This window comes from Actomonas aquatica (assembly GCF_019679435.2).
GTDB lineage: Bacteria > Verrucomicrobiota > Verrucomicrobiia > Opitutales > Opitutaceae > Actomonas > Actomonas aquatica.
Window position 1 is genome coordinate 4,498,381 of record NZ_CP139781.1, and the last position, 25,096, is coordinate 4,523,476.

A 25,096-nucleotide genomic window follows, 5' to 3' on the forward strand; every position below is an offset into this window, starting at 1 on the left:
CGGCCGGGTGGGGGAGCGGTTACAGTGCGGTCACGTCCATGTCCGCGTCGATACTGCCACCTCCCGTCACCGCGCTCCCTTCGTTGGGACCGGGGCGCACGCGTCACCTGACCGCCCCGCTCGTGACGGCGACTCCCGCCCCCGCGCTGCGCTGGCTCAACCTGGCGCTCGGCAGTCTCTGGTTGGCGGGGCTGCTGTCGCTGGCGGTCGTGGTGGGGCGGCTGCCGTGGTTGGCGCGTTGGTTGGACGATCCCTTGTTCTTCAAGCGTTGCCTGGTCGTGCATGTGGACCTCGCGTTGGTGGTGTGGTTCTACGCCATGGCAGCGGCGCTGGCGGCGATGCGGGCGCCCCGCCTGCGCGACGTTGGCACGGCGGCGTCGACCGGCCTGTCCTTGATCGGTGTGGTGCTGATGCTGGCGGGCGCGGCGGTGCGCGGTGCCGAGCCGATTCTGGCCAACTACGTGCCGGTCATCGATCATCCGCTGTTTCTCGGCGGTCTGGCGCTGTTTTTTGCGGGTGTGCTCAGTTTTGTGATACGTGGTCTGTTGGCGACGGGCCGGGTGGCGGCGGCGGAGCTGCCCGGGGACGCCGCCACCGGCATCCTGGCTGCGACTGTCGCCCTGGTGGCGGCGGCGGCGACGTGGATAAGCACCCGCGCCGCATTGCCGGCGGGATTGGAGCGGCTGACCCATTTTGAGCTGGCGCACTGGGCGCCCGGGCACGTCCTCCAGGTCGCCAACGTCTGCGCCATGCTCGCGGTGTGGCTGTGGCTGACCCGACGGGCGACCGGCCAGGCGGTGCTGTCGGCCCGGATGGCGCGTGGATTGTTTGGGGCGCTGGTGGGGCCGCATCTTTTGCTCCCCTTGTTCAGTCTGCACGGCGCCGACCACCGGCTCTACGTGGAGAGCGCGACCTGGCTCATGCGCTGGACGATTTTCCCGGTCGTGCTGCTCACCCTTGGACTCATCGTGCGGCATGCGCGGCGGCACGGCCTCGCTCGGGACGGCGTGGGCCTGCTGGCGCTGCGGGCCGGTCAGATGAGCGCCGGGCTTACGTTGCTGGGCTTCGTGCTCGGGGCTTGTATCCGGAGCTCCACGACGCTGGTGCCCGCGCACTACCACGCCTCGCTGGGTGGCGTGACCGCGGCTTTCATGGCGGCCGGTTATCTGATCGTAGCGGGAGCAAGGACCGATGGGCTCGACCTCGCGCGCTGGCGGCGGGCGGGACGGCAGTTGTGGTGCTTCGGGATCGGCCAGGCGGTGTTTGCCCTCGGTTTTGCGTTTGCCGGTGCGCACGGGGCGGGGCGCAAGGCCTATGCCTCCGAGCAGCACGTGCGCTCGCTGAGCGAGCAGATCGGCCTCGGCGTAATGGGCCTGGGCGGCCTCGTCGCGGCCGTGGGCGGCATCTGGTTTCTTGTCCTGATGTGGCGGATGCAACGATCCGCCGCGCCACGTTTAACCCTCCCTGCTTCATCATGAAACCCACCCAAAAAACTCCGCTGCTGCAGCGACTGATGGACAACCCCTGGCTCCTCCTGGTGCTGGGCGTGGTCATCCCGCTGCTTTCCTACACCCTCTGGGGCTGGATCGAACTCTACAACGTGCCCCCGGCGCAGCTCCCCTGAGCCGCAGCGCGCCAATCCCCTGGAGATATTCCCATGAGTCTTACGCTTCCCGCCCGCGATTGGTTCCGCGCCCCCGAAGGGGCCGAAAAGCTCTGGATCGGCCTCGCGCTGCTCTGGTGCTTCGTGCTGAGCCTGATGATGCCCTACTGGCACTTTAAGGGGAAACAGAACAGTCGCGGCGAGGCCTATGCGGTCGCGCCGATGGACTTCCTGGAGCGCACCGAACGGTTCGTAACCGCAAATCAGGTGGGCGAGCACAACGGTTTTCCGTTGGTTGAGCCCGCCCCCGGCGGCGAGGCCTACCTCTTTGCCCGCATGTGGTCGTGGTATCCGGTGCTCAAGCTGCGTGAGGGTGAGACCTACCGGCTGCACCTGTCTTCCGGCGACCTGCAGCACGGCTTTTCGCTCCAGCCGCTCAATATGAACTTCCAGGTGCTGCCGGGCTACGACCACGTGCTCACGATCACACCGACCTCGAAGGGCACCTTCACCATCATCTGCAACGAGTTCTGCGGCATCGGCCACGAACACATGATCGGCCACATTCTGGTGGAGTGATCCGCCGACCGACGCCTCGACGTTTTCCACTGCAACTTTCCAACGCTTTTTCCCATCCATGTCTTCCTCCGCCACTTTGTCCGCGCCCGGGCCGGCGTCGCTTTCGGCTCCAGGCGCCAAGGCTCGCCCCTGTGACACGACCGGCCTGAAGGTCTGCCTCGGCGCCCAGCAGTTTATCAAACTCAACGCGGTTTCGGCCGTGGTGTTTCTATTGCTCGGCGGCATCGCCGCCATCCTGCTCGCGCTCACGCGCTGGCAGGCCGTCCATCTGCTGCGGGTGGATTGGTTCTATCGCATCCTCACCTTCCACGGCCTGAACATGCTGATCTTCTGGATCCTGTTCTTCGAGATCGCGATCCTCTACTTCGCCTGCACGGTGCCGCTGAATTCGAAGCTGTTCTCGCGCAAGGTCGCGTGGCTGTCCTTTGGCATGATGCTCACCGGCGCGGTCATGACCAACGTGGTGATCCTGCAGGGCAAGGCCGACGTGCTCATGACCAGTTACCTGCCGCTTCTTGCTCACCCGTTGTTTTATCTGGGCATCATCCTGATGGCGGTGGGCACGCTGGTAGGTGTCTACAATTTCTTCGCCACGCTCTACATTGCGCGCCGTGACAAAACCTACGAAGGTTCGGTGCCGTTGGTGACCTTTGGCGCGACGGCGGCGGCGATCATCGCGGTGGTGACGCTCCTGCATGGCGCGATCGTGATGGTGCCAACCTTCCTTTTCTCGCTTGGGTGGATCGCAGAACCCGACCCCATGTGGTATCGCATGATCTGGTGGGGACTGGGTCACCAGTCGCAGCAGGTCAACGTGTGCGCAATGGTCTCGGTCTGGTATCTCATTGGCCAGCTCGCGACCGGAGCGAAACCGGTCAACGAGACGGTCTGCCGGGGCGCGTTTGTGCTCTACATTCTGTTCATCAATCTTGCCTCGGCGCACCACCTCCTGGTGGACCCGGGCGTGGGTGCGACGTGGAAGATTTGGAACACCTCCTACGCCATGTATCTCGCCGTGCTCGCGTCGATGATCCACGGCTTCACGGTGCCGGCGTCGGTGGAAATGGCGATGCGCGCCAAGGGCCACGTGAAGGGCCTGTTCGGCTGGGTGTCGGCGCTGCCCTGGCGCAATCCGGCGTTCTCGGCGGCGTTGTTGTCGGTGCTCATCTTCGGCTTCGTCGGTGGCATCACCGGAGTGACACTCGGCACGCAGCAGATCAACATCATCGCCCATAACACGCTGCGCATCACCGGTCACTTCCATGCGACGGTGGTGGGTGGCACGACCCTGGCTTTCATGGGACTGGCCTACTATGTCATCCCGCTCATCTTCCGTCGTGACTTCATCTGGCGCAGCGCGGCCCGGGTGCAACCGTGGCTCTTTGGCGGCGGCATCCTGGCGGTGTCGCTCGGCATGTCCTTCGCGGGTTCGCTGGGCGTCGCCCGGCGCGTGTATGACATTGAGCACTCGGGCATCTACGGTCCGGCGGCGCACCTCTTCCTGGGCATCATGGGCATCGGCGCCATCGTGGCCGTCACGGGGCTGTTCCTCTTCGTGATCCTCTGCGTGGGCACACTGCTCTTCGGTAAATCCAACGCAGGCCGCGCCATGGCCGACTGGGGAGTGGCCGAGACCCTGCCCAACGCGCCGGGCGAGGCGCTGCTCGAAGACCATTGGGCGATGCGGGGCACGATCGTGCTGACGGCGGTGTTTCTCGCGAGTTTTGCAGTCTATTATTTCGCGAATTGGAAGGCCCTCGCCGATGTCTGGCCCGTGCGCTGAGTCTTCTCACCGGAGCCGCGGTCCGGTGCGACGCAGTGGCGTCGCACTGGGCCGTTTCCTGACGGGCGCCGGTCTGCCGGTTTTCGTCGGGGCGGCAACGGCCGTCTATGAACTCTTTCTGCTGGCGGTGCTGTTCGCCCCGGCGGACTGGGGTTTCTGGGGCGCGTTTGCCGAAGAGTTCAAAGTGTGGTGTTTCAGCTACGATCCGCGCACCGGTGGCATGGAGTGGATGGCGGTGGTCATCATGCTGGCGGAACCGCTCTTCATCTGCGGGGTGTTGGTCGGCATCTGGCGCATGGGCCGCGGCCGCTCGTTGGACCCCGCGCCAAGACTCGCGCGGCCGGTGCGACCGGCGATGGCGGGCGTGGTGTTTGGTCTGGTGGCGGTGGGTGGACTCTATGCCATCGGCCGACCGGCGGCAGAGCTGCCGGTGCCGCCGTTTCCGGGCGAGCGCATCCGCACCCAGTTGGAGCCGCCCACCTTTGCGCTAGTTGATCAACGTGGTGAGGCCGCGACGGATGCGGACCTGGCCGGCGCGGTCACACTGGTCACCGGGGTTTACGCCACCTGTTCAACTTCATGTCCGGAAATCCTGCTGCAGGTGCGCGATACGCTGGACGCCTTGCCGGCGGAGGTGCGCGACCGCCTGCGGGTGTGGGCGTTTTCGCTAAGTCCGGAATACGATACGGTCGAGCTTATGACGGGTGTGGCTGAGGCCTACGGATTCACGTATCCACAGTTCCGTTACCTCAATGGACCGGTGGCGCCGACCAAGGCCGTGCTGGAGAACTGGCAGTTCTCGGCCCGGCGGGATCCAAGCACGGGGCTGGTGGAGCATGCCAATCTGTTCATCCTACTCGATGCGCAGGGGAAGATCGCCTATCGCTTTAATCTCGATCGTCGGCACGAAGGCTGGCTGCGCGAGGCCATTTTGGCGCTGACGGCCGAGGCGGAGGCGGCGCGGTTGTGAGCGCAGGCGGTCCGAATCCGTTCGCGCCACCGCCGACCGCGCGGGGCGAGCGCTTGCTGCGAGCGTTGGACGCGCAATGGGCGCGGTGGGACGGTTGGGTGCAGCGACACCTGCCGGCCGAGGACAATCCCTGGGCACAGACCGGGCGGCTGGCGAACTGGTCCCTCGTCTTGGCCGTGTTTTCGGGCATCGCGTTGTTGATCTGGTATCGGTCGAGTCTGCACCAGGCGCACGATTCGCTGGCGGTATTGGCGGCAAGCGGCCGTTCGCTGGGTGGCTGGGTGCGCGCGCTGCATCGCTACAGCTCCGACCTCGCCATGCTGTTCATCGCGCTGCACGCACTGCGCATGCTTACAGCGTTGAAGTTCACCGGGGCGCGCTGGCTCCCGTGGGTGAGCGGCGTTGGCATGATCGTGATGGTGTGGTTCATCGGCTGGACCGGCTACTGGCTGGTGTGGGATCAACCCGCGCGGCAGATCGCGGTCACCTCGATGGGGTTTCTCGACGCGCTGCCGATTTTTGGCGAACCGCTCGGGCGGCTGTTTCTCACCGATCGGTTGGTGCCGAGTCTACTGTTCTTCGTCGTGTTTTTCCTGCACATGTTGCTGCCCTTGCTGATCGCGGTGGGGCTGGCGGCGCACCTGGTGCGCTTGACCCGGGTGAAGCTCCTGCCGGATCGTCGTTTGAAAATCGCGTTGGTGGTTGCGCTCGGGATCGCGGCGTGGATGGTTCCGGCTCCTCTGGACCCACCGGCACGGATGGCCGAACGTCCGGAGGTGCTGACGGTGGACGCGTGGTATCTCTCCCCGTTGGCCTTGGCTTCGCGGTTTGAGAAGGGCGGATTATGGTTGGCCATCGCCGGAGTCGGGTTGCTGGGGGCGGGAGTGCCGTGGTTGCTTGGCCGCCGATTTGCGCCGCGGCGCCAGGACGAAGGTCCGCGGCCTTCGGCTCTGTTCCAAACCACCGTGGAGATCGGCCGTTGCCACGCCTGCACCCAGTGCGAGCAGGATTGTCCCTACGACGCGGTGCACATGGTGCCGCGCACGGATGGCAAACCGTGGGACCATCAGGCGTGGGTGGACCCGACGCGATGTGTCGGTTGCGGTGTGTGTGTCGGGTCCTGCGATTCGGAGGCGATGCACCTGCCGTGGTTCGACGCGGTGGCGGAGGAGCCCGCGATCCAGGCGGTGACGCAGGCCGCGCTGACACAGGGCACCGGACCGGTGCGGGTGGCGCTGGTGGCGTGGGATGCGGTGGGCGGCGTGCAACGGTTTGATGAGTCCGCGTGGCGACGCACACTCCCGGGATATCAAGTGCATGGCGTGCCGACCGCCGCGTGGGTGCGACCGAAGTTTGTGGAACGACTGCTGGCCGGGGGCATTGAGCGCGTGCTGGTGGTGCGCGACGGGCGCGGTGAATCTGCCGCCCGCGACGGCAATCGTTGGGCGGAACAACGGCTCATGGGCGAACGCAAACCAGCCTTCCGTCCCCAGCGGGCCGGCGGCCACGACGACGCCATCCGGGTGTTCGACTTCACCCCCGGTGGCGAAGCGGGATTGCAGCAACGGGTGGCGGCGTGGAGTGCGGCGGGCGATGGGGCGTCGACGTTCTCGACTGCCCGCTCCTGGCGCGGCGCCGTGGTGTTGGCGGGAGTGCTGGGCCTGTTGCTGGCGTTGACGGTTGGCGGCAGTCACCTGCGCGTAACGAATCCGGAGGGCGTCGCGCCCGAGCTGGTGTTGTCGTTCAAGGCCTTTGGTCCACGGGAGACGGCCGCGACGGAGCGTTCGGCGGAGGAGCTGGCCAAGTTGCCCGTGCACATGCGCGGCGCCAGCGTCGGTAAGCCGCACCGCCTGCCGGTGGAGGTGACGCTCACGGTCGACGGTGAAGCGAACACGCGCACCTACGACGCCAAGGGGATTTCGCGCGACGGCCCCGCCATCGATGTGTGGCGGGTGAACCTCGAGCTTGGCGCGCATGTCGTCGAGATTCGGCTGCGGGATGAAGCGGGTGAGCAACGTTGGCAGGGCACCGTCGAAGCTCGTGAACGCCACCTCAACGTCATCACCTACGAACCGACCGAAGGCTTCCGTCTCGAGTGATCAGCTTTGCGACCGCATCTGCGTCCGGCACAGAGCGAGCGCGACGGCGGCGAGGGCGGTCACGGCGGCCGCAACCGCCAGCAGGGTGAAGGGATTTGCCCCTTTGAACGTCCAGCCCAGGGGCCAGAGCACGAGGATGCCTTGGGAGACCAGCACGCTGCCGAAGAAACCGGCGAGCGCGATCCGCAAACCGCGCCCGTCCGGCAGCCAGTGCCACCGCAGGCCCAGGGCCAGCAGGGCCGGGGTGACGATGCCGAGAAACACCAGGTGCAGGAACGCGATGACGATGAAACGGTGATTGGCCAGAGCCAGCAGTCCCGGCCACGCTGCCGCCGCCTGCAAAATGTGTTTGAGCGCCCAAGCACCGAGGGCGAGGCCGGCGAGAATGCGAACAAGCCCGCCTGGCGGCCTCCCTGCGGTTCGCAGGGCGCGGACAAACAGGACGACACCGATGAGTTGCGCCAATCCGCCCATGGCCGCGGCGCCGAAGACCCACGCGGGCGGATGCAGCCACAATGTGGATTGCGCGAGGGTCAGTACCAACCCCGCACCCAGCCAGTGGGCTGAGCGAGTGGCGGCGCGCTCGTCGATCTGGTGGCGGGTGGACGCCTCCTGCAGCACAGTGGCCTGCAGGAAGAAAAGGAACCAGCCGTTGTATTGGGCGTGCAGGTAGAAGTAGATCGACAGCGCGTAGAACGGGGAGTCGCGCAGGTCCAGCGCGGCCAGGGGCCCCAGGGCGAGTGGGCCGAGGCCCGAGAGCACCATTGCGCCCAATGCGATCCGCAGGTGGGGCCGCGCGGCGGGAGTTGCAACGTGGCCGCGCCAAAGCCACCACGCAAAAACAGCCGATGCCCCCATGTGCAGGGTGGAGAAGGCGATGGAAACCGGGCCGTAGCCCTGAAATGGATACGAGCAGAGCATGCCCAGCACCGCCACCTGCAGCACTGCGAACAGCCGCCACCAGCCGGGGTGGGCCAGGGTGGGCAGAAAGCGGTGCAGCGCGATCGCAAAACACGCGTTGAACACCCAGCCGAGGAAGGCGACGTGTGAATGCGTGTGGAGCAAGTGCCCGTAGTTGAGTCCTGCCACCGGATGGAGGGTGAGGCACCGCAATATTGCGCCAAGGGCAGCGCTCACGGCCAGGAATCCCAGCGCCACGGCAAATGCGCGGTGGGCGCGGCAGTTAGTGGAAGCGGTAGGGGCGGACATCGTGCGTGGGATGGAGAAGATGGGGGGATTGTGTGGCAACCCTGACCAAGTCCCTTGCGGTTGCTGGATCGGATATTTTGGACCTGACATTGGTGGTGGAAATGAAAGTCGTCGACTCCGGGTGCAGCGTTGTGACTTGCCGGGGGGTAGGTGGTCGGTGGAGTTTGGGAACATGTCGCCTGCTGCGCTCCTCTTTGAACTTGGCACCCATCGTCCCGATCGCGTGAAAGCCGCCCTGCAGGCGGTGCCCGCGCAGGCCGAGGGGTTGCGGGAAATCCTGCCGGCGCGGCTCGCCAACTGCGCCGCCCGCACGGTGGCCGATCCGTTGGACGAATCCGTCTCTGAGGCTTTCTGGTGGATGTATGTCGCCGCGGCGCTGCGATTGCCGGGATGCCACGCCTCGATCGTGCGCCTGCTGCGGAACGACGACGAGGTGGGCTACGCGCGCTGGGGCGACCTGGTGACCGAAGACGCGCCGGTGATCCTGGCCGATACCTTCGATGGCGAGGTGCGGCCGCTGATCGAGCTTGCGGACGACGAGGCCAGTGGGCCGTGGAATCGGGAAGCGGCGCTGCGGGCCTTGATCCGATTGACGGAAGAAACGCGCATCGAGCGCGCCGTGGTGATCGAGCTGATCACGCGGCAACTGGAGGATATGCTTCTTCATTTGCCGCGACTCTCGCGTGAGGCCGTCGACTCGATGCAGTTGGAAAACTTGGTGACGCACGCGACCAACCTGTGCCAGACCGTGGCCTTCGACCTGCGGGAGCCGCTGCTCCCGCCGCTCGTGCGCCAAGTGGTGCAGGCGGGCCTTTTCGATCGCCGCATGTGTGGTGTCGATGACTTGGAGGAAGGCCTCGTCGGGCGGGACAGGTTTCGGCCGCAGCGGCGACCGTCTATCCCACTGGACCTATGGCGGCATGTCAGTTGGTGGGCGTGCTTCGAAACTTCCCGCGACCGCCGGCCCAAATTGCCGAAGGTGAAAGCCAAGACCGGTCGCAATGGTCCATGCCCCTGCGGCAGCGGGAAAAAGTTCAAGAAATGCTGCGGGGCGTGAGCGGCGCGACGGATTCTTCCAAACCGCGGCCTTCGCCGGCTTCCTCGTGGGTGATGCCGTCACGGATGTGGTAGATGCGGCGGAAGGTGGGGATAATTTTTTCGTCGTGGGTCACGACGATGACGGCGGTCTGGTAGCGGCGCGCCATGGCGTTGAGAATGCGGATGACGGAGAGGGCGCGCACGCTGTCGAGCGGGGCGGTGGGTTCGTCGGCGAGGATGACCGGCGGATGATTGACGAGGGCGCGGGCGATGGAGACGCGTTGTTGTTCCCCGCCGGAGAGCTGGGCGGGCAGGGCGTCGGCGCGATGGGCCACGTCGAGGGCGGCGAGCAGCTCGTGGGCGCGCGTCCGGGCTTCGCGGTCGGAGAGGCCCGCCAGCATCGGCAGGAGCGCGACGTTGTCGGTGACATTGAGGAAGGGGATGAGGTGCGGGGCCTGGAAGACGAAGCCGATGCGGTCGCGGCGCAGAGCGCGCAGATCACGGAGTTTCCAACCGTCGTCGTAGATGACGTCGCCGCCGATGGCCATGCGACCGCCGGTGGGTTCGATGACCGCGCCGAGGCATTTGAGCAGGGTCGATTTGCCGGAACCGGAGGGGCCGACCAGGCCCACCACCTCGCCGGGGGCGACGTGGAGATTGACGCCCTTGAGGGCGTCGACGGCGGTGTCGCCGGCGCCGTAGCGTTTACGGAGGGCTGTGAGCGTGATGCCGACGGCGGGTTGCATGGCGCGAGGGTGGTTTGGGGCGGTCATCCGCCGATCGCTTCGGCGGGATCGACCCGCAGGGCGGCGCGAATGGCCACAAGACTGGCGACGACGCACAGGGCGACTACGACGCCCAGCCCGCGGGCGGTGTCGGCGGGCACGAGCAGCACGTATTTGGGGAAGAAGGGCGCCCAACTGGCGGCGACGATGCGGCCGACGGCGAACCCGATTAGGCCCAGTCCGACGGCCTGCTGCAGGATCATGCCGGCAATGGTGCGGTTGCGGGTGCCGATGAGTTTGAGCACGGCGATCTCGCGGATCTTGCCGAGGGTGAGGGTGTAGATGATGAAGGCCACGATGGCCGCGCTGACGAGGGCGAGGATGACGAGGAAGAGGCCGATCTGGCGGGCGGAGGTGGCGATGAGTTTGCGCACCAGGAGATCCTCCATCTGGGCGCGGGTGTAGACTTCGAGACGCTGCCAGCGGCGGATGGGCGCGGCGGCCGTTTCGGGATTGATGCCGGGAGTCAGGCGCACCAGGATGGCGTTGACCGAGTTGGTGGTGGTTTGGGTGCCGAGGATCGCGGCGAGCAGGCCCGGCACGCCCGGCCGGTTGAGTTCCGGGTTGGCGGTGGTACGACGGCGTTGTTGCAGGATGGCGTCGTTGTCTTTGAGGAATTGTTCGGCCTGGGCGTCCTTGAGGGGGATGAAGATCATGGGATCGCCGGCCGACGAGACCATGCGGCGCGTGAGGCCGACCACGTCGTAGGTATGGCGGCGCAGGGTGATGCGGTCGCCGATCCGCAGACCGGAGGCGACGTCGGCAATGGCCTCGTAGTGGGCGCGGGTGAGGTGTCGCCCGGCGATGAGAAATCCCGGGTGGCCGGGAGCGTCGGGTCCGCCGGGCACGACGCCTACCACCATGGCGCGTACGTCGCGTCCGCCATGACGCACCTGCATGGTGAGGTAGGTGACGTTGGCGGCGGCGTCCACGCCGGGCAGGGCGAGCACGCGGCGGTAGAGGTCGTCGGGCAATTGGGACGGTTCCGCGTAGGGGCCGAGGGTGCCGTGCTGCACGACCCAAAGATCGGCTCCGCTGTTGTCGAGCAGGGCCCGGCCGTCGGCCACGAGTCCGCGGTAGACGCCGGCCATGGTGAGGGTGACGCCGATCAACAGCCCGAGGCCCACGCCGGTGAAGACGAACTTGCCCCAACTGTGCAGGATGTCGCGGCCGGCGAGATTGATCATGGCCGACTGGCAACGAGGGTGGAGACGACCTGCACCCGAGAGCGGGTGTCGAGGGGGGATTGGCTGTAGGTCACGACGAGGCGACCCGGCGTCGGACCGTTGAGCAAAACCGTTTGACCGTCGAGATCGTGGCCGCCGGTGCGCACGGGGATGAAGGCCAGCGCACCGTCTTCCCATTGCCACACCCCGAGGTGGCCGCCGTGCCGCCGCAGCGCGGCATGGCTCACAACCGGCGCGGCGGGCAGGGCGGGCAGCGTCACGGTGACCTCGCCCAGTTCGCCGAGTGGCGGCAGCGGGTGGGGCGGGGCGTCGAAAACGACCTTGGCGAGCACCTCCTCGGTGATGGTGTCCGCCACGGGTTCAACCCGCAGGACCCGCCCGGTGAGGACGCGGCGCGTTTGGGAGTGCAGCACGATCTGGGCGGGCAGACCGGGGTGGAGACCGGCGGCCAGCGATTGGTCAAAACGAACATTCATCCACAGCGATTGGGGATCGATGAGTTCGATCACGGGCTGGCCGGCGACGACGGTGGTGCCCGCTTCGACATGGCGGGCGATGACCAGTCCGTCCACGGGTGCGACGAAGCGCAGATCGGCCTGCTGTTGGCGCAGCACCGCGAGATCTGCCGTGACCCGGGCGATCTCGTCGCGGGCGACCGCCTGCTGGGCGCGAGCGCTGGCAACGGCGGCGGCGGCGATGCGGCTGGCCTGCTCGGCGGTGTCCAAGTCCTCCTGGCTGACGGTCTGTGTGGCGAACAAGGCCCGCTGACGCCGCAGTTGTAGTTCGGCGAAGTCCTGGCGGGCGCTCGCCTCCGCGATGCGGGCTTCCGTCTCGGCCAAAGCGGAGTGCGCGCGGGCGAGCAGTGCTTCCTGCGCGTTGACACGATGATTGAAGCCCACCGGGTCCATCTCGCCCAGCACCTGGCCGGCGTGGACGAGGTCGCCAACATCGACCGTGAGGTGGAGGACGCGACCAGGCAGGGTGGGACCGATCTTGTGCCGGAGACGGGCCTCGACGGTGGCGATGCCAAAGAGCGTGGGTTGCACGGATTGCTCCGTGACGGCCGCCGTCACGACGGGCACGGCGGCGAGCGGACCGGTGCGCAGGGCGGCATAGAAGAACGCGCCGAGCAGCGCGAAGATGGCGCCAAACAGGGCCAACGAACGACGACGATGGGGCGAGAGTTTCATGGCGAAGAGGGCAGGAGACTGCGCCGCAGCAGGGCAAAGACGGTCGGGCCGCTCGACCGCAGTTGGCTGGGTTTGCCGCTGAGCAGGGATTGCATGACGAGACCCTGGATCGTGCCGATAAACACGGGCGCGATGACGACGGGATTAAGCGAGGGATCGATTTCAGCGTTGGCCTGACCGCGTTCAATCACCGCGCGGATGCGCGTGGCGTAGGCTCCGAGTAAGCTGCGCACCGCGATCTTCGCGGCCGTATCCTCCGCGCGCTGCAGCTCGGCAAAAATCAATCGCGGCACTCCCGGGTGGCGTGCCACAAACTGAAGGTGGGCCAGAAACATCGCCTCCAGAGTGGCGAGGGCCGCGCCGGGGGTGTTGGCTTTGTCCAGAGTCGCGAGCAGCTGTTCGGCGACCCACGCCATGACGGACTGCCACAAGGCCTCCTTGGTGGGAAAATGGCGAAACAGAGCCCCCTGAGTGAGCTGCATCTCCGCCGCGATGGCGGCGGTGGTGATCTCCTCCGGGTTGCGGCGCGCCGCCAGATCGATCACCGCCGAGACCGTGAGCGCCCGCCGTTCATCGGCGGGCAGGTGGCGGGAGGGGGAATGCACCGTTGCGGCGGGCGGGTGGGAAGTCGGGCGTGGCATAAAGTAAGTAAGTAAATACTAACAAATGGACGCCGGTCAAGCCTGCGCAGCAAATATGCCTGGGGTTCGTGATCGGCGGAGCGTCGTAATCGCGCGATCCGGCCCACCTCGGCAGTTCCGGAACGTCTACGGTCGAGTTGAATCGGGGTTGTCGTCGAACTCGTGGGCGAAACAGGCCGGACTGGCAAATCCACCGGTATTTTCTCCGGCGGCATTGGCGTCGTAGTCGTCGCCGTTTGTATCGTAGGCGGCGTAGCACGCTTCACAAAGTGGAATTCCGGCGACGAGCACGGAGGCGGGGGTGGGGCAATGGCGGCAGGTGGACGGGGTTTTCATCGGGTCATGGGGCCGTGGATACGGAGGTCGTCGGTGGTGTCCGTCGTCTCGGTCCAGCCGAGGCGCGCGGCGATCCGACGGCGCCAGCCGTCGGGCAGGGGCAGGGTGAGCGCGGAGGCAAGGTCGCCGATCGAGGCGGACTCGTGATAAAGCAACGCGGTGAGGCGACGGATCGGCCAGCGCGGATGCGGGCGGGCGAGGCAGGTGAGGCTATCGCCGACGGCCACGGAGCCCGGTTTCAGGACGCGGGCATACCAGCCGGTGCGCAGGGTGGCATGCACGCGTTGCACCATGTCCGGCACGTCGAAGCGATCGGCCAGTTTCCAGCAGGGCTGGCGGCCCTGAGTGATTTCCAGCGTGACCTGTTTACCGACACGCCAGCGGTCGCCGAGGCAGACGTCGGACTCGCTGAGGCCGGCGACGGCGAGGTTTTCGCCAAACGCGCCGGGGCGGTTGAGGCGCGGGAGGGGGCCGAGCTCGGTCCGCCAGGCGGCGTAGTGATCGATGGAATACAGAAGCACGGCTTTGTCGGGACCACCGTGGACGCGGCGGTCGGCCTGCTCGTCGCCGAAGAGGCCGAGGGCTTCGATCGCGACCGGGCCGGCGACCGGTTTCTTGTCGATGGCGCTGCTCGCGCCGGGGCGCGAGAGGGGCGCGATGCGGCCGGTGAGCACGTGGCGGAGGTGTCCGATGGGCGCGGGCATGATGGGTTCTGGAGTGAAGGCCACCGGGGCGACCGGCAAGGGAAGCGAACGAAAAGACGGGGTGGGCTTGATGCAGATCAAGGGTTCGGCGGGACGACCTTGCCGGTTGCGGCGGCGGAGCGTGGTTTTGAGTCGGCGCCCTGCGGAAATGGGTCCGCGGCTGCCGTCTGCTAATCATGATCGTTTCTCCAACCGAAGTCACCGTGGGTGAACTGGTGCGCGCCGTGCCGGCGCGAGCCCGCGTTTTTGAAAAGCTGCGCATCGATTATTGCTGCGGCGGAAAGAAGCCTTTGGCCGAGGCGTGCGCGCAGCGCGGGCTGGATGCGGCGACGGTGCTGACCATGCTGGAAGCGATCGAGCTCGGCGAGGCGGGCGTTGTGAATGCCGACGCTCTGTCAATCGGTGAACTGTGTGAACACATCGAACGCAGTCACCATGACTATCTGCGACAGGAGTTGCCGCGGCTGGATTTCATGACGCGCAAGGTCGCGGCGGTGCATGGCGCGGAGGAACCGCGCCTGATGGAGATCCGGCAAGTGTTTGAAGGCTTTGCGGCCGAGATCGTGCATCATACTCATGACGAGGAGCAGGTGGTGTTTCCGCGGTTGCGCGCCATCGAGAGTCCGGAGGGGGCGGGGGTGACGCCGGACGAGTTGCGGGGAATTTTTGCGCAGTTGGAGGAGGAGCACGACGGGGCCGGCGCGGCGCTGGAGAAGTTCCGCGCGTTGACCGACGACTTCACGCCGCCGGAGTGGGCCTGCAACACGTTCCGTGCGCTCTACGATTCGCTACACCAGTTGGAGCGCGACATGCACCAGCACGTGCACAAGGAGAACAATGTGCTGTTCCCGCGCGCCCTGGCGGCGCTGGGAAACTAAGGCGATGATGAACGAGTCACCGTCGTCATCACCGGCCCTCGTCACGCCGGCGGAGCATCAACCGTCGGCTTGGCTGACGGTGGATCTGCCGGTCGTGGCGCGGCACGTGCTGGTGGTGCGCCGCCGCCGCCTGCGCGCCGTGCTCGCCGTAGTGGCCGGAGGGCTGCGGGGGCGGCGGGATCGGCTGGCGCGCGAATGGTGGCGACTGCGACGAGAGATCGCCACACACTTGGCGGTCGAGCGGGCATGGCTCGGGCGGACGGCCGAGATGCCCACGCCGACGCAGGTAGCGATGGCGGCACGCGAGCATGAAGGGCTGTTGGATGCCTATACCGGATGGCGGGCGAGGCTGGAAGCGGAGGGCGGCGAGCGGTGGCGGACGCTACGGTTGGCCGTGCGACGGCTCGGGCGGGAGTTGGAGGAGCAGATTTATTGTGAGCAGGTGCTTCTGTTTCCGCGGCTGCGGGCGTTTCGGGCGATAGCCCGTGATGCCATCCAGGAGGGCGAAACGTGAGTGAGGATTTGCAGGCGCTGAAGTTGCGGGCCTTGGATGCGGCGGAGAACGCGATCATGATCACGGACTGCGACGGGATCATCCTTTGGGTGAATCCGGCGTGGGAGCGGTTGACCGGCTACCCTGCGGCTGAGGCGGTGGGGCAGACGCCGCGGATTCTCAAATCGGGTGTGCAGGATGCGGCTTTTTACGAGGGATTCTGGCGGACGGTGCTGGCCGGTAAATCGGTGAAGGGCGAGGTGGTCAACCGGCGCAAGGATGGCAGTCACTACACCGAATTGGAGACCATCACGCCGGTGCTGGATAAGGCCGGGCGGGTGTCGCACTTCATCGCGGTGAAGCAGGACATCACCGAGTCGCGCCGGGTGGAGGAAAACCTGCGTCAGACGCAGAAACTCGAGGCTCTGGGCCACCTGGCGGGTGGCGTGGCGCACGATTTCAACAACCTGCTCACGGTGATCCGCGGGCAGGCGCAATTGGCGGCGCTGGAGCGAGGGGTGGGTGAAGCATTGCGGGGGAGTCTGGAGGAGATTGAGCGGGCGGCCGACCAGGCGGCGAGTCTTACGCGGCAGTTGCTGGTCTTCAGTCGGCGCCAGGCGTGGCAGCCTGCGGTGTTTGATGTGGCGCAGACCCTGCGGAGGGCGTCAAGACTGTGGACGCGTCTGGCTGGCGACCACATCCGTTGCGAACTGGATATCGAGCACGATCCAGTGGCGTGGCAGGTGAGGGGGGACGAGTCGATGATCGAGCAGGTGGTCATGAATCTGGTGGTCAATGCCCGGGATGCGATGCCGGCGGGAGGTTCGATCAATATCCGGGCACTTCGCCGCGAAGCGACGGGCGAGGAGGTGCGGGATGGCGTGGCGGTGGTTGGCTCCGCCGGCATGGTGGTGGAACTGGTCGTGGCGGATGCGGGCACCGGCATGCCGCCCGAGGTTTGCGAGCGAGTCTTTGAGCCCTTTTTCAGCACCAAGGGGCCGGGGAAAGGCACGGGTCTGGGATTGGCCACGGTGTATGCCGTGGTGCGTCGTCATGGTGGAGCGGTGCGCATCGCCAGCGAGGTCGGTCGTGGCACCGTGGTGACCGTGGTCCTGCCTCTGACGGAGGAAGCCATCCCGGAGTCGGTCGGGAGAGTCGCGGAGGGCACGACGGACCTCGGCGCGGTTTCGGTGTGGGTGGTGGAGGATGACCTGGCGGTGCGGCGCTTCGTGCGGGACACCCTGGTGCGGCAAGGCGCGGTGGTGGCGACGTTCGGCTCCGGCGACGAGGCCTACCGAGCCTGGCAGCGGCGTCACTTTCAGGTGGATTTGATTCTGACCGATATTGGTCTGCCGGGGCACCTCAACGGGGCCGATCTGGCGGAACAGATATGGCGGGATCGACCGGACCTACCCGTGATCGGAATGAGTGCCCGGTCGGAGCTGGTGGAGGTGTTTGAACGGGCGGAGCGGCGGGGGGCGTTCTTGGCCAAGCCTTTTTCGCCGACTGCCCTGCAGGCGACGGTCGCACGCGTCATGGCGAACGACCGGGATCGCAAGAATCGCTGAGCCTCGAACAAGCCGTGCGGCGCGGAGGCTGCGTCGCTTGTGCTAGTTTGCAAGAATGGCGATGAAGTTGACCACGTGTTTGGACCGGGGCCGCGCCCGGATTTCAGGGGATTGGCAGCGGCTACTTTCGCACGCGCCCACCGGCAATCCGCTGGCGGAGCCGACGGCCCTGTATCACCTGATCGAGCCGACCCTTGCGCGCTTTCGGGAGCGCCTCGATATGATTGAGTTCCGCGAACAGAATCGGGTCGTGCGAGGCAAAGACACCTGGCCGCCGCACTGCCACTGCGGGCTCAATCCGTATCTCGAGTTTTACGTGCGCGGGGAGCGAGCGGTTATGGCCTACTTCCAACTGCAGGCATGGTTGTCGCCGGAAACGTTGCAGTGGGTGCAGGATCAGTTCCGCATCGTCGCGCTGGAAGACATCCGCGGGTTTGGCGGCGTCTGCCAGCGCAATCCGACCGTCAAGCGGGCAGCCCCAGCTGGCGAATAACGTCTGCCGCAGTGTAGTTCGCCTCACCGGGCGGAATGAAACGAGCCAGCTCGGTGGCGTCGACTCCGGCGGTGATCAGGGCGGGTTCGGTGAAGTCTTCTGGTTGACGTTGGCCTAGGCCGATCGTGCCCAACAGCCCGTTGCACAGGCACAACCGGCCGACGGTGTCGGCCGGATCGCCGCCCTTGGCAATGTAGTCGTCGACGGGTTCGGCGGGGCAGCGGTAGCCCAGGGAGCCATCGGGGCGACGGTAGGCCACGCGCAGGTAGCCAAGGTCGCAGCGACGCGGGCGCTGCACGATTTGTTCGGGATCGGCGAGGGTTCCGGGCACATTCAGGACTTTAAATGGTAGACCAGTCGGGGAGACGCGGGCGGCGGTTTCGACCCGCAGTTGCCCGGATCGACTCAGCGCAATGACCTGCGTCTTCAACTCGGCCGTGACACCGGACTCGGTGCAAAAGGCAAAGGCGGTGCCGAGTTGCACTCCTTGGGCACCGGCGGCTCGGGCGGAGGCCAGTCGATCGGCGCTGGCAAAGGACCCGGCCAGCCAGAAGGGACGATCGATCGCGCGCAAGGCGGCGAGATCAACCTCGTCCCTGGGGCCGTAGACCGGAGCTTCGCTTGTGGTGGCGTTGGTCGGGGCGCCGCGGGGCGGCGCGTTGTGACCGCCGGCGGTCCAGCCTTCAACGACAAAGCCGTCCACCCGGCCGCTGGCCTTGCGGGCCAGCGAGGTGGCGAGCACATGGGAAGAAACGATGGCGAGGAAGCGCGGCCGGTGCAGTGGCGGTAGTCCCGGCACCCAATCTGACGGGTCCAAGCGCAGCTCGACCGGGGGGGCGTTCCGATCGGGGTTGTCGTCCTCCACGTAGAGTTCAAGCATGGCCGGTTCACCGCGCGCGAATCGATCGAGCACTCCGGGAATGGCGCGGGGAATGCCGGCCCCCATCAGCACGTAGTCAACCCCGGCGAGCATGGCGCCAAAGAGTGTGGGCAGGGAGGGGAGTTGAATTTTCTCCAACAGGTTGAGTCCCACCACGCCGTCGTGTCCTTCCTTGGCCAGGAAGACCTCCACAAAGGCCGCGAGCGCAGTAAGACCGGTCCAGAAACGGCCGGCATCGTGACGCGGCATGGGAGCGGCGGCGTAGGGCGTGGCGTCGGGCCGTCCCTCCGGGCACCAATAACGATGGAGCACCGTTTCGGCTTCCGCCCGCAGCGGGCAGGCGGCGAGGGCGCGGCGGATGTCGCCGGTGAGATCGCCAGCCTGAAGACGACGCACGAGCACGCTGGCCAAGGCCGTGCCGGATACGACGCCCAGTTGCCCGCAGCGCGAGACCGCGCGCGCCAGTTTCCAGTCGGAAACACCGATGCCCATGCCGCCCTGAATCAGGGTGGGCCAGGCGGAAGAGGGAGAGAGGAAGGAGGTGGAAACCACAGGGCAGCCTAACAGGCGGGGCCGGTGCGCGCCTTGATGAAGATCAAGGTTGCGCTTGATCGCTGTGCCCGGTGCCCGTCGTAACGTCAATGATCGGGAACCTTGATCCTCATCAAGGCGCGTCGGGGCCATAGAGGATTATCATTGAGGACAAGTCTCACTCTCATGGCTTACTACTACGGATTGTTTGTCACGGTTCACCTGCTCTGCGCGATCACCTTCGCGGGGGCGGTGTTTTTTGAGGTGCTGGTGATCGAACCGCTGGAGAAGAAGCTTCCGCCCGGATTGGGGGCGCAGCTCGCGGAGGCCATCCCGGGTCACGTGCGCAAGTTTATGCCGGTGATCGTGGGGCTGCTCTTCCTCACGGGAGGGGCCATGTATTGGATCCACTACTCAACGCGCCCGGACTTCTTTTCCAGCCGCTTTGGGATCCTGCTCACGATCAAGATGACCCTGGCTTTTGCGGTGCTCGGGGTGTTCGTGACGGCGATCCGCGCCTCCATCAAGGGCACCATGGACCTCTGCCGGTTTCGCTACACGCACCGCATCGTCGCCGGACTCATGCTGGCGATCGTGCTCCTGGCGAAGGGAATGTTTTATCTTTGAGCGGCGTATCCACGGTTTCACTTCAAATTCGGAAACTCCATGACTGATCCAACCTACCTCCACGTTCCCGATCTCCTGGGCTGCTTCGAGCATCAGCCCGATAGCATTGTCAGCCGCACGCTGCACCACGATGCACACAGCAAGGTCGTGCTGTTCGGCTTCGCGGCCGGCCAGGAACTGTCCGAACACACCGCGACCGTGCCGGCGGTGATGCACTTCGTGGCGGGTGAGGCCGAAGTCTCGCTCGGCACCGATCGGATGAGTGTCAAGGCCGGTTCCTGGATCCGCATGCCGGCAAAACTGCCCCACGCCATCGTGGCGAAGTCCCCGGTGACCATGCTGCTCACGCTGTTCAAGTCGGCCAGAGGGCCGGCGGATTGAGGTCGGGACCGGATACGGAGCGGCCTTCATTCAATAACAAAGTTGAATGAAGTCCATGGCTGGTCCCGGAATCAAACGTTTACTCTACGCGCAGTTCGCCCAGGTGGCTAAGACGCTGGCGAGTGCGCCGCGGCTGGAGCTGTTGGAGTTGCTGGCGCAGCGCGAGCGCAGCGTGGAGGAGTTGGTGGGGCTCACCGACCTGCCGGTGGCGAATGTCTCGCAGCACCTCCAGCACCTGCGGCGCAGCGGTCTGGTCGCCAACCGCCGCGACGGGAAACACATCCACTACCGTCTCGCCGATCCGGCGGTGGTGAACCTCTTGGGCACTTTGCAGGAACTCGCCGAACGCAACCACGTCGAGACGGCACGCACCATTGATCGCTATTTCAAAAAACGCGATGCGCTCGAGCCGGTGTCGCGGACGGAGCTGCTGCGGCGGAAGAAGGCCGGAGCGGTGTTCGTGATCGACGTGCGTCCGGTGGAAGAGTTTGCCGAGGGCCACATCCCCGGCGCGATGCATGTGCCGCTGGTCGAGCTGGAGCGCCGACTGGCTGAGTTTCCGCGCGACCAGGAGATCGTGGCCTACTGCCGCGGGCCGTATTGCGTGCTGGCCTTCGAGGCGGTGGCGCGACTACGCCGGCAGGGTTATCAGGCGCGGCGCCTGCAGGATGGTTTCCCCGAATGGAAACTGGCGCGTCTACCGGTCGCGACGACAGCGGTGGCGTGAAGGTGGCGGACTGATATTTATCCTATGCAACTCGGCATCATCCTTTCCCAAACCGATCCTGAGACCGTCTTCAACGGGCTACGTTTGGCCAACTTCAGTCGACAGCAGGGCGATTCCGTAAAGGTTTTCCTGCTCGGTCGGGGCGTGGAACTCGATCACATCAATGATCCCCGCTTCGATGCCCGTGCGCAGGCGACGGCCCTGCTGGCGGCGGGCGGAGAGATCCTCGCCTGCGGCACCTGCCTGAAGCTGCGGAACGCGGTGGGCTCCGAACTTTGCCCGGTCTCGACCATGCAGGATCTCTATACGCTCGTGCGCGACTCGGATCGGGTCGTCACGCTTTGATTTCAGGACCTCCTTCATGAAGCTACGCGAGAGCGGCATGCCGCCGCAGAACTATTGGGAAACGCTGTTGGATGTGCCGGGCATTCTTGACGCCTTCGGTTTCGGGCCGTCCACGGGCGATTTGGTCGAGCTGGGCTGCGGCTACGGCACCTTTACGTTGCCGTTGGCGCAGCGCGTCAGCGGCACCGTGTTTGCCTGTGACGTTGAACCGGAGATGGTGGCGCACACGGTGCAACGCGCCGCGGCGGCCGGCCTCGATAACGTGAGGGTCGACGTGCGCGACGTGATACTGGAGGGCTTCGGGCGTCCGGCGGAGTCGTGCGATGCGGCGCTGTTGTTCAACATCCTGCATGCGGAGGATTCGGTCGGCCTCCTCCGCGCGGCGGCCGCCGTGGTGCGGCCGGGTGGGCAGGTGGCGGTCATTCACTGGCGCAGCGACGTGGTCACGCCGCGAGGGCCCTCGCTGGAGATTCGACCGCGTCCCGAGCAGGTGGTGACGTGGGCGGCGGAGGCCGGCCTCGCGTCGGTGCGCGCGCCGTTCTTATTGCCGCCTTGGCACTACGGGGTCGCGCTCGGCAAGTAGGCGGACGGCGTCGCGCAAGGCCGGTTCGAGTCGGGCGGCGTCGGCGGGGGCGAAGTCGACATGTTTGCTCTTGGCGACGGCGAGGCGGCTGAGGTCCCAGTGCAGGGCAGGCGTGACGCCGTGGCGGGCGAGGGTATGTCGGCCGCACTGCAGGGGGCAGCCATCGATCATGACAATGGGGCGGCCCGTGGCGGCGGCGTCTTTCGCGGTGCGGACGAGGGGTTTGACATCGCCGCCGAGCCCGACGATGCAGGACATCTCGGCCACGCCGGCGCGATCGAGGCGCAGGGCGAGGTGGTTGGCGAGCTGCGCGGCGCTGGAGCAGCCCGAGCAGGAGTAGATGAGCGGCTTTTCCGCGTCAGCGATGGCGGGCGTGGTGGTGTGGGACATGAGGTTGCGTGTGGTTGGGCCGAGTGTGTCCGGGAAAACAAAAAACTCCGCGGACACGAGGTCGGCGGAGTTTGGGTTGAGAAAATCAGGCAACCGACTTTACCGCCGAGGATAGTCACGGGTTACGACTACAACGACGGTGTCGACGGCCGCCTGGAGGGCGGTCGGGGCGAGTCGGAGGCGGTGGGCGGGAGTGGTCATGAAGTGCAGGGAGCTTATATCGGCTCGTTTTTCATGTCCTTGATCTGGATCAAGGTGCGGGCGAATTCGACACGTTAGGGTGGAGTCCGTATGGATGAACCAATGTCAGAACCGAAGAAATCGCTTTATGAACGTATGGGCGGTCGACTGGGGGTGATGAACCTGTTGCGCCATTTTTATGCCGATGTGCGGCAGCATGCCGAGATCGGGCCGGTTTTCGGCGCGCATGTGCATGACTGGCCCACACACTTGGAGAAGATCGGCGATTTCTGGTCGGGGGTGACGGGCGGGCCGGCGCTTTACCGGGGACCGATGCCGTTCAAACACCTGCACCTGCAGCTAGGGGAGAGGCATTTTCAAGCCTGGCTCGGGCTGTGGCACCGGCATTGCCGGGCCTGGCTGCCGGCGGCCGAGGCGGAGGAGTTGATTGGTTATGCCGAGGGCATCGGCGGCACTTTGCGGCGGATCGTTGCCCTGCATGGCGACGGGGCGGGAAGCGTGGGCCGCTCATGAGTTCCGCGACTCCCTCGCCGACGGAGACGCTCGACGTGCGCCTGGTGCCGTGCGCGGGCAAGCACGAGTTGATTTTCCACCGCTGGTCCGAGCTGGCCGTGGGCGGGGACTTGGTGCTCATCAACGACCACCGTCCGGAGCCCCTGCGTCGGCAATTCGAGCAGATGCTGGGCGGGTGCTATGTATGGGAGGAGATCGAGTCACCGGCGGACGGGTTTGCCGTGAAGCTTACCCGTCTGCGGCCGGACCCGGTCGGGTTTGATCCGACGCGGATCGGGGGCTGCGGGCTGCTGGCTGGTGGGCGCTTGGCCGGGGGGCGCGGTGGGTTATCGGCCGGAGGCGACGAAGCGTTCGACGATTCGATCCTGGTGGTGCTGCAACGGGACTACCGGGAGCTGATGCCCACGGAGGCGCGCGAACGCGTGCTGCGGCTGGCGGCGAGGTTGCCGGCCGAGACGGCGCTGTGGGTCGACCTGAATGGCCCCGATCCGGCGCTCGACACCGCGCTCACGGAACTCGGTTGCCGCATCCGCGGCTCGGCATTGATGGGGGCGACGCCGCGCTGGCGGTATGCGATCCGGCAACCCGAGGCAGCCGCAGCGGTCATGGTTGCGGATACGTGACGCGGATCGAGCCGGCGTTAAGGTCGGTGAGGGTGGTGATACGGCCGTCGGCCCACTGCACTTCGAGGCGCTCTACGGACTTGGCGAGGCCGAGACCGAAGATGAGTTCGGGACCGTGCTGACTGAGGTAGGACACATCGGCACCCCACCAGCGCCACTGGCGGCGGCCAGCGGATTCGATCATGACGCGGGCGCCGAAGCGGCGGGCGTCGGGGGCGTCGAGGTGGACGACGAGCGCCTGGCGATCGTCGCGCGGGGTGTCGTTGCGCAGGAGGACGGCGTCGCCTTGGTTTTGGCTGAAGGCGAGGTCGAGGTCACCGTCTCCATCGTAGTCGGCGAGGGCGAGTCCGCGGGCGGTGTAGGCTCGGGAGGTCGCCGGGCCGGCGAGCGCGGCGACGTCACGAAAGCCGCCGTCGTCCTGCATGAAGAGGAGCAAGGGTTCGGCGACGAGTCGGGTGCGGTCGTCGTCACGTTCGAGGGTGCTGCCATTGGCGACCACGAGGTCGATGCGGCCGTCGCGGTCGAGATCGGCGAACGCGCTGCCCCAGCCGACGCGGTCGATGGAGATCTCTCCGAGACGGAAGGGGCGGGCCTTGTCCAGATACTCGAGTTTGCCGGTGGCGGTGACGTGGCTTTGGTAGAGAGCGTTTTCCTGGGCCAGCCAATGGGCGATGAACAGATCGGGCAGGCCGTCGGGCGTGCCGTCGATGTCGCCTGTTTCGGCGACCGAGAGCCCCATGGAGCCGCGTCCGTCTGCGGTGCCGGTGACGGCGGAAAGATCGAGAAAGAAGACGGGTTCGTCAGGGCCGAAGTCGGCGCCGGAGTTGCGATAGAGACGGTTGGCGGAGACGTCGTTGTTGACGTAGAGATCCAACCAGCCGTCGCCGTCGAGGTCGCAGAAGAAGGCGGCGAGGCTGCGGCCATCGGGATTGGCGACGCCGGTGGCGGCGGTGACGTCCTCAAAGGTGCCGTCGCCGCGGTTGCGGAAGAGGCGGTTGGGCGAGGCGTCGTAGGCGTTGGAGTTGATGGTGTAGGGGGCCTCGTAGGCGGCGCCGGGCGGCGGGGGCGGCGGCTCGCGACCGTCGGAGTCGTAGTCGACGTAGTTGCAGAGGTAGAAGTCGAGGTGGCCGTCGCGGTCGTAGTCGCCCCAGGCGGTGCCGGTGCCCCAGCCGGGATCGTCAACCCCGGCGGCGACGGCGACGTCGATAAAGGTGCCGTCGCCAAGATTACGATACAGGCGATTTGGGCCGCGGTTGGTGACGTGGAGGTCGAGGTGGCCATCGTTGTCATAGTCGATCCACGTGGCGCCCATGCCGAATCCCGCGGGATCGGCGACGCCGGCAATGTCGGTGAGGTCGGTAAAAGTGCCGTCGCCGTTATTTCGATACAAACGGTTGCCAGAGGAGTCCCAGCCGACGGTGGGCACAATGCCTGGATGGTTGACAAGGTAGAGATCGGGATCGCCGTCGCCGTCGTAGTCGCCCCAGGCGAGACCGGAGCCATTGTCTTCCGGCAGGGCGCGGTGACGGGTCGGAGGGCCGTGGCGGAACACGAGGCCAGCGGGGGCGGTGACGTCGATGAAGCGAACGGGGGAATGATCGGCGCGGGCTTCGTCGGTGTAGGCGGTGCTGACGTGGATGCGCGCCTCCGCTTGGTCGGTGTCCTGCAGGCGCAGGAGCCACCACGCGGCGGCACTGAGCGCGCCGGTGCCGCCGATGAGGGCGAGCCAGGTCAAGCGG

28 protein-coding genes are annotated in these 25,096 nt (G+C 66.3%); 18 read left to right on the forward strand and 10 right to left on the reverse strand.

Annotation, left to right across the window (positions count from 1 at the left end; all coding sequences use genetic code 11):
• The first annotated feature begins 38 nt into the window (after positions 1-38).
• From K1X11_RS17180 to K1X11_RS17205, 6 genes are read left to right on the forward strand one after another with little or no spacing between them, the layout of a single operon-like run.
• Positions 39-1,478, forward strand: a complete 1,440-nt coding sequence (locus K1X11_RS17180) for a cbb3-type cytochrome c oxidase subunit I (RefSeq protein ID WP_221033230.1) — start codon at positions 39-41, stop codon at positions 1,476-1,478.
• Positions 1,475-1,624 (forward strand): hypothetical protein, encoded by a 150-nt coding sequence (locus K1X11_RS17185; protein WP_221033231.1) that lies wholly within the window; start codon positions 1,475-1,477, stop codon positions 1,622-1,624. The genes K1X11_RS17180 and K1X11_RS17185 overlap by 4 nt, the downstream gene beginning before the upstream one ends.
• A gap of 33 nt (positions 1,625-1,657) precedes the next feature.
• A complete protein-coding gene (locus K1X11_RS17190; protein WP_221033232.1) occupies positions 1,658-2,182 on the forward strand; it encodes a cupredoxin domain-containing protein in 525 nt (174 codons plus the stop codon).
• 58 nt (positions 2,183-2,240) lie between these two features.
• Positions 2,241-3,965: a cbb3-type cytochrome c oxidase subunit I gene (locus tag K1X11_RS17195; protein WP_221033233.1), complete on the forward strand. Its 1,725-nt coding sequence runs from the start codon at positions 2,241-2,243 to the stop codon at positions 3,963-3,965.
• On the forward strand, positions 3,946-4,935 hold the full coding sequence (locus tag K1X11_RS17200; RefSeq protein ID WP_221033234.1) for an SCO family protein: 990 nt from the start codon (positions 3,946-3,948) through the stop codon (positions 4,933-4,935). The genes K1X11_RS17195 and K1X11_RS17200 overlap by 20 nt, the downstream gene beginning before the upstream one ends.
• A gap of 53 nt (positions 4,936-4,988) precedes the next feature.
• A complete protein-coding gene (locus K1X11_RS17205; protein ID WP_221033235.1) occupies positions 4,989-7,034 on the forward strand; it encodes a cytochrome b N-terminal domain-containing protein in 2,046 nt (681 codons plus the stop codon).
• Here K1X11_RS17205 and K1X11_RS17210 read toward each other — a convergent pair whose 3' ends face one another.
• Positions 7,035-8,243 carry a hypothetical protein gene (locus tag K1X11_RS17210; RefSeq protein ID WP_221033236.1) on the reverse strand — a complete coding sequence of 403 codons (1,209 nt, stop codon included), beginning with the start codon at positions 8,241-8,243 and terminating at the stop codon, positions 7,035-7,037.
• A 172-nt stretch (positions 8,244-8,415) separates the two neighbouring features.
• Here K1X11_RS17210 and K1X11_RS17215 point away from each other — a divergent pair, with 172 nt between their 5' ends.
• On the forward strand, positions 8,416-9,300 hold the full coding sequence (locus K1X11_RS17215) for a DUF1186 domain-containing protein (protein WP_221033237.1): 885 nt from the start codon (positions 8,416-8,418) through the stop codon (positions 9,298-9,300).
• Here the strand turns inward: K1X11_RS17215 and K1X11_RS17220 are convergent.
• The 6 genes from K1X11_RS17220 to K1X11_RS17245 all read right to left on the reverse strand — a co-directional run bounded on the left by K1X11_RS17220 (position 9,278) and on the right by K1X11_RS17245 (position 14,124).
• The gene (locus tag K1X11_RS17220) at positions 9,278-10,027 is read right to left on the reverse strand and encodes an ABC transporter ATP-binding protein (RefSeq protein ID WP_221033238.1); all 750 of its coding nucleotides are present in this window, start codon (positions 10,025-10,027) and stop codon (positions 9,278-9,280) included. The genes K1X11_RS17215 and K1X11_RS17220 overlap by 23 nt on opposite strands.
• Before the next feature lie 23 nt (positions 10,028-10,050).
• Positions 10,051-11,253 (reverse strand): ABC transporter permease, encoded by a 1,203-nt coding sequence (locus K1X11_RS17225; RefSeq protein WP_324726016.1) that lies wholly within the window; start codon positions 11,251-11,253, stop codon positions 10,051-10,053.
• Positions 11,250-12,443: an efflux RND transporter periplasmic adaptor subunit gene (locus K1X11_RS17230; RefSeq protein ID WP_221033018.1), complete on the reverse strand. Its 1,194-nt coding sequence runs from the start codon at positions 12,441-12,443 to the stop codon at positions 11,250-11,252. Before K1X11_RS17230 ends, K1X11_RS17225 begins: the two co-directional genes overlap by 4 nt.
• Complete coding sequence (locus tag K1X11_RS17235) at positions 12,440-13,084, reverse strand: TetR/AcrR family transcriptional regulator (RefSeq protein ID WP_221033019.1); 645 nt, start codon at positions 13,082-13,084, stop codon at positions 12,440-12,442. Before K1X11_RS17235 ends, K1X11_RS17230 begins: the two co-directional genes overlap by 4 nt.
• 126 nt (positions 13,085-13,210) lie before the next feature.
• Entirely contained in the window at positions 13,211-13,420 is a 210-nt protein-coding gene (locus K1X11_RS17240) for a hypothetical protein (protein ID WP_221033020.1), read from the reverse strand.
• Positions 13,417-14,124, reverse strand: a complete 708-nt coding sequence (locus K1X11_RS17245; protein WP_221033021.1) for an MOSC domain-containing protein — start codon at positions 14,122-14,124, stop codon at positions 13,417-13,419. The genes K1X11_RS17240 and K1X11_RS17245 overlap by 4 nt, the downstream gene beginning before the upstream one ends.
• A gap of 203 nt (positions 14,125-14,327) precedes the next feature.
• Here K1X11_RS17245 and ric point away from each other — a divergent pair, with 203 nt between their 5' ends.
• The 4 genes from ric (at position 14,328) to K1X11_RS17265 (ending at position 17,556) form a co-directional block, all read left to right on the forward strand.
• Entirely contained in the window at positions 14,328-15,002 is a 675-nt protein-coding gene (gene ric / locus K1X11_RS17250) for an iron-sulfur cluster repair di-iron protein (protein WP_221033022.1), read from the forward strand.
• 4 nt (positions 15,003-15,006) lie between these two features.
• Positions 15,007-15,516 (forward strand): hypothetical protein, encoded by a 510-nt coding sequence (locus K1X11_RS17255; protein ID WP_221033023.1) that lies wholly within the window; start codon positions 15,007-15,009, stop codon positions 15,514-15,516.
• Positions 15,513-17,063 (forward strand): hybrid sensor histidine kinase/response regulator, encoded by a 1,551-nt coding sequence (locus tag K1X11_RS17260; protein WP_221033024.1) that lies wholly within the window; start codon positions 15,513-15,515, stop codon positions 17,061-17,063. Before K1X11_RS17255 ends, K1X11_RS17260 begins: the two co-directional genes overlap by 4 nt.
• Before the next feature lie 61 nt (positions 17,064-17,124).
• Positions 17,125-17,556 carry a hypothetical protein gene (locus K1X11_RS17265; protein WP_221033025.1) on the forward strand — a complete coding sequence of 144 codons (432 nt, stop codon included), beginning with the start codon at positions 17,125-17,127 and terminating at the stop codon, positions 17,554-17,556.
• Here K1X11_RS17265 and K1X11_RS17270 read toward each other — a convergent pair.
• A complete protein-coding gene (locus tag K1X11_RS17270; protein WP_324726017.1) occupies positions 17,528-18,988 on the reverse strand; it encodes a nitronate monooxygenase in 1,461 nt (486 codons plus the stop codon). The genes K1X11_RS17265 and K1X11_RS17270 overlap by 29 nt on opposite strands.
• Positions 18,989-19,153: 165 nt before the next feature.
• On the opposite strand from K1X11_RS17270, the gene K1X11_RS17275 reads away from it, so the two are divergent.
• Genes K1X11_RS17275 through K1X11_RS17295 form a run of 5 tightly spaced genes read left to right on the forward strand, consistent with a single transcriptional unit; the run spans position 19,154 to position 21,630 of the window.
• The gene (locus K1X11_RS17275; RefSeq protein ID WP_221033026.1) at positions 19,154-19,594 is read left to right on the forward strand and encodes a CopD family copper resistance protein; all 441 of its coding nucleotides are present in this window, start codon (positions 19,154-19,156) and stop codon (positions 19,592-19,594) included.
• 39 nt (positions 19,595-19,633) lie between these two features.
• The gene (locus K1X11_RS17280; protein ID WP_221033027.1) at positions 19,634-19,975 is read left to right on the forward strand and encodes a cupin domain-containing protein; all 342 of its coding nucleotides are present in this window, start codon (positions 19,634-19,636) and stop codon (positions 19,973-19,975) included.
• 55 nt (positions 19,976-20,030) lie between these two features.
• Positions 20,031-20,702, forward strand: a complete 672-nt coding sequence (locus K1X11_RS17285; protein WP_225919714.1) for an ArsR/SmtB family transcription factor — start codon at positions 20,031-20,033, stop codon at positions 20,700-20,702.
• Between the two features lie 24 nt (positions 20,703-20,726).
• On the forward strand, positions 20,727-21,047 hold the full coding sequence (locus K1X11_RS17290) for a DsrE family protein (protein WP_221033029.1): 321 nt from the start codon (positions 20,727-20,729) through the stop codon (positions 21,045-21,047).
• A gap of 16 nt (positions 21,048-21,063) precedes the next feature.
• On the forward strand, positions 21,064-21,630 hold the full coding sequence (locus K1X11_RS17295; RefSeq protein ID WP_221033030.1) for a class I SAM-dependent methyltransferase: 567 nt from the start codon (positions 21,064-21,066) through the stop codon (positions 21,628-21,630).
• Here the strand turns inward: K1X11_RS17295 and K1X11_RS17300 are convergent.
• Positions 21,589-22,020 (reverse strand): putative zinc-binding protein, encoded by a 432-nt coding sequence (locus K1X11_RS17300; RefSeq protein ID WP_221033031.1) that lies wholly within the window; start codon positions 22,018-22,020, stop codon positions 21,589-21,591. The two genes, K1X11_RS17295 and K1X11_RS17300, sit on opposite strands and share 42 nt — an antisense overlap.
• A 303-nt stretch (positions 22,021-22,323) precedes the next feature.
• On the opposite strand from K1X11_RS17300, the gene K1X11_RS17305 reads away from it, so the two are divergent.
• Both K1X11_RS17305 and K1X11_RS17310 read left to right on the forward strand, forming a co-directional pair.
• The gene (locus K1X11_RS17305; RefSeq protein ID WP_221033032.1) at positions 22,324-22,734 is read left to right on the forward strand and encodes a truncated hemoglobin; all 411 of its coding nucleotides are present in this window, start codon (positions 22,324-22,326) and stop codon (positions 22,732-22,734) included.
• Positions 22,731-23,357, forward strand: coding sequence for a DUF2249 domain-containing protein (locus tag K1X11_RS17310; RefSeq protein WP_221033033.1), 627 nt, complete (start codon positions 22,731-22,733; stop codon positions 23,355-23,357). The genes K1X11_RS17305 and K1X11_RS17310 overlap by 4 nt, the downstream gene beginning before the upstream one ends.
• On the opposite strand, the gene K1X11_RS17315 is transcribed toward K1X11_RS17310, so the two are convergent.
• On the reverse strand, positions 23,338-25,092 hold the full coding sequence (locus K1X11_RS17315) for a CRTAC1 family protein (protein ID WP_221033034.1): 1,755 nt from the start codon (positions 25,090-25,092) through the stop codon (positions 23,338-23,340). The genes K1X11_RS17310 and K1X11_RS17315 overlap by 20 nt on opposite strands.
• Positions 25,093-25,096: the final 4 nt, after the last annotated feature.

Bases quoted from the DNA above. Each gene is read 5' to 3' on its own strand.
- K1X11_RS17180 (WP_221033230.1), top strand. From the start codon at position 39: ATGTCCGCGTCGATACTGCCACCTCCCGTCACCGCGCTCCCTTCGTTG.
- K1X11_RS17185 (WP_221033231.1), top strand. From the start codon at position 1,475: ATGAAACCCACCCAAAAAACTCCGCTGCTGCAGCGACTGATGGACAAC.
- K1X11_RS17190 (WP_221033232.1), top strand. From the start codon at position 1,658: ATGAGTCTTACGCTTCCCGCCCGCGATTGGTTCCGCGCCCCCGAAGGG.
- K1X11_RS17195 (WP_221033233.1), top strand. From the start codon at position 2,241: ATGTCTTCCTCCGCCACTTTGTCCGCGCCCGGGCCGGCGTCGCTTTCG.
- K1X11_RS17200 (WP_221033234.1), top strand. From the start codon at position 3,946: ATGTCTGGCCCGTGCGCTGAGTCTTCTCACCGGAGCCGCGGTCCGGTG.
- K1X11_RS17210 (WP_221033236.1), bottom strand. From the start codon at position 8,243: ATGTCCGCCCCTACCGCTTCCACTAACTGCCGCGCCCACCGCGCATTT.
- K1X11_RS17215 (WP_221033237.1), top strand. From the start codon at position 8,416: ATGTCGCCTGCTGCGCTCCTCTTTGAACTTGGCACCCATCGTCCCGAT.
- K1X11_RS17220 (WP_221033238.1), bottom strand. From the start codon at position 10,027: ATGCAACCCGCCGTCGGCATCACGCTCACAGCCCTCCGTAAACGCTAC.
- K1X11_RS17225 (WP_324726016.1), bottom strand. From the start codon at position 11,253: ATGATCAATCTCGCCGGCCGCGACATCCTGCACAGTTGGGGCAAGTTC.
- K1X11_RS17230 (WP_221033018.1), bottom strand. From the start codon at position 12,443: ATGAAACTCTCGCCCCATCGTCGTCGTTCGTTGGCCCTGTTTGGCGCC.
- K1X11_RS17235 (WP_221033019.1), bottom strand. From the start codon at position 13,084: ATGCCACGCCCGACTTCCCACCCGCCCGCCGCAACGGTGCATTCCCCC.
- K1X11_RS17240 (WP_221033020.1), bottom strand. From the start codon at position 13,420: ATGAAAACCCCGTCCACCTGCCGCCATTGCCCCACCCCCGCCTCCGTG.
- K1X11_RS17245 (WP_221033021.1), bottom strand. From the start codon at position 14,124: ATGCCCGCGCCCATCGGACACCTCCGCCACGTGCTCACCGGCCGCATC.
- K1X11_RS17255 (WP_221033023.1), top strand. From the start codon at position 15,007: ATGATGAACGAGTCACCGTCGTCATCACCGGCCCTCGTCACGCCGGCG.
- K1X11_RS17265 (WP_221033025.1), top strand. From the start codon at position 17,125: ATGAAGTTGACCACGTGTTTGGACCGGGGCCGCGCCCGGATTTCAGGG.
- K1X11_RS17275 (WP_221033026.1), top strand. From the start codon at position 19,154: ATGGCTTACTACTACGGATTGTTTGTCACGGTTCACCTGCTCTGCGCG.
- K1X11_RS17280 (WP_221033027.1), top strand. From the start codon at position 19,634: ATGACTGATCCAACCTACCTCCACGTTCCCGATCTCCTGGGCTGCTTC.
- K1X11_RS17285 (WP_225919714.1), top strand. From the start codon at position 20,031: ATGGCTGGTCCCGGAATCAAACGTTTACTCTACGCGCAGTTCGCCCAG.
- K1X11_RS17290 (WP_221033029.1), top strand. From the start codon at position 20,727: ATGCAACTCGGCATCATCCTTTCCCAAACCGATCCTGAGACCGTCTTC.
- K1X11_RS17295 (WP_221033030.1), top strand. From the start codon at position 21,064: ATGAAGCTACGCGAGAGCGGCATGCCGCCGCAGAACTATTGGGAAACG.
- K1X11_RS17300 (WP_221033031.1), bottom strand. From the start codon at position 22,020: ATGTCCCACACCACCACGCCCGCCATCGCTGACGCGGAAAAGCCGCTC.
- K1X11_RS17305 (WP_221033032.1), top strand. From the start codon at position 22,324: ATGTCAGAACCGAAGAAATCGCTTTATGAACGTATGGGCGGTCGACTG.
- K1X11_RS17310 (WP_221033033.1), top strand. From the start codon at position 22,731: ATGAGTTCCGCGACTCCCTCGCCGACGGAGACGCTCGACGTGCGCCTG.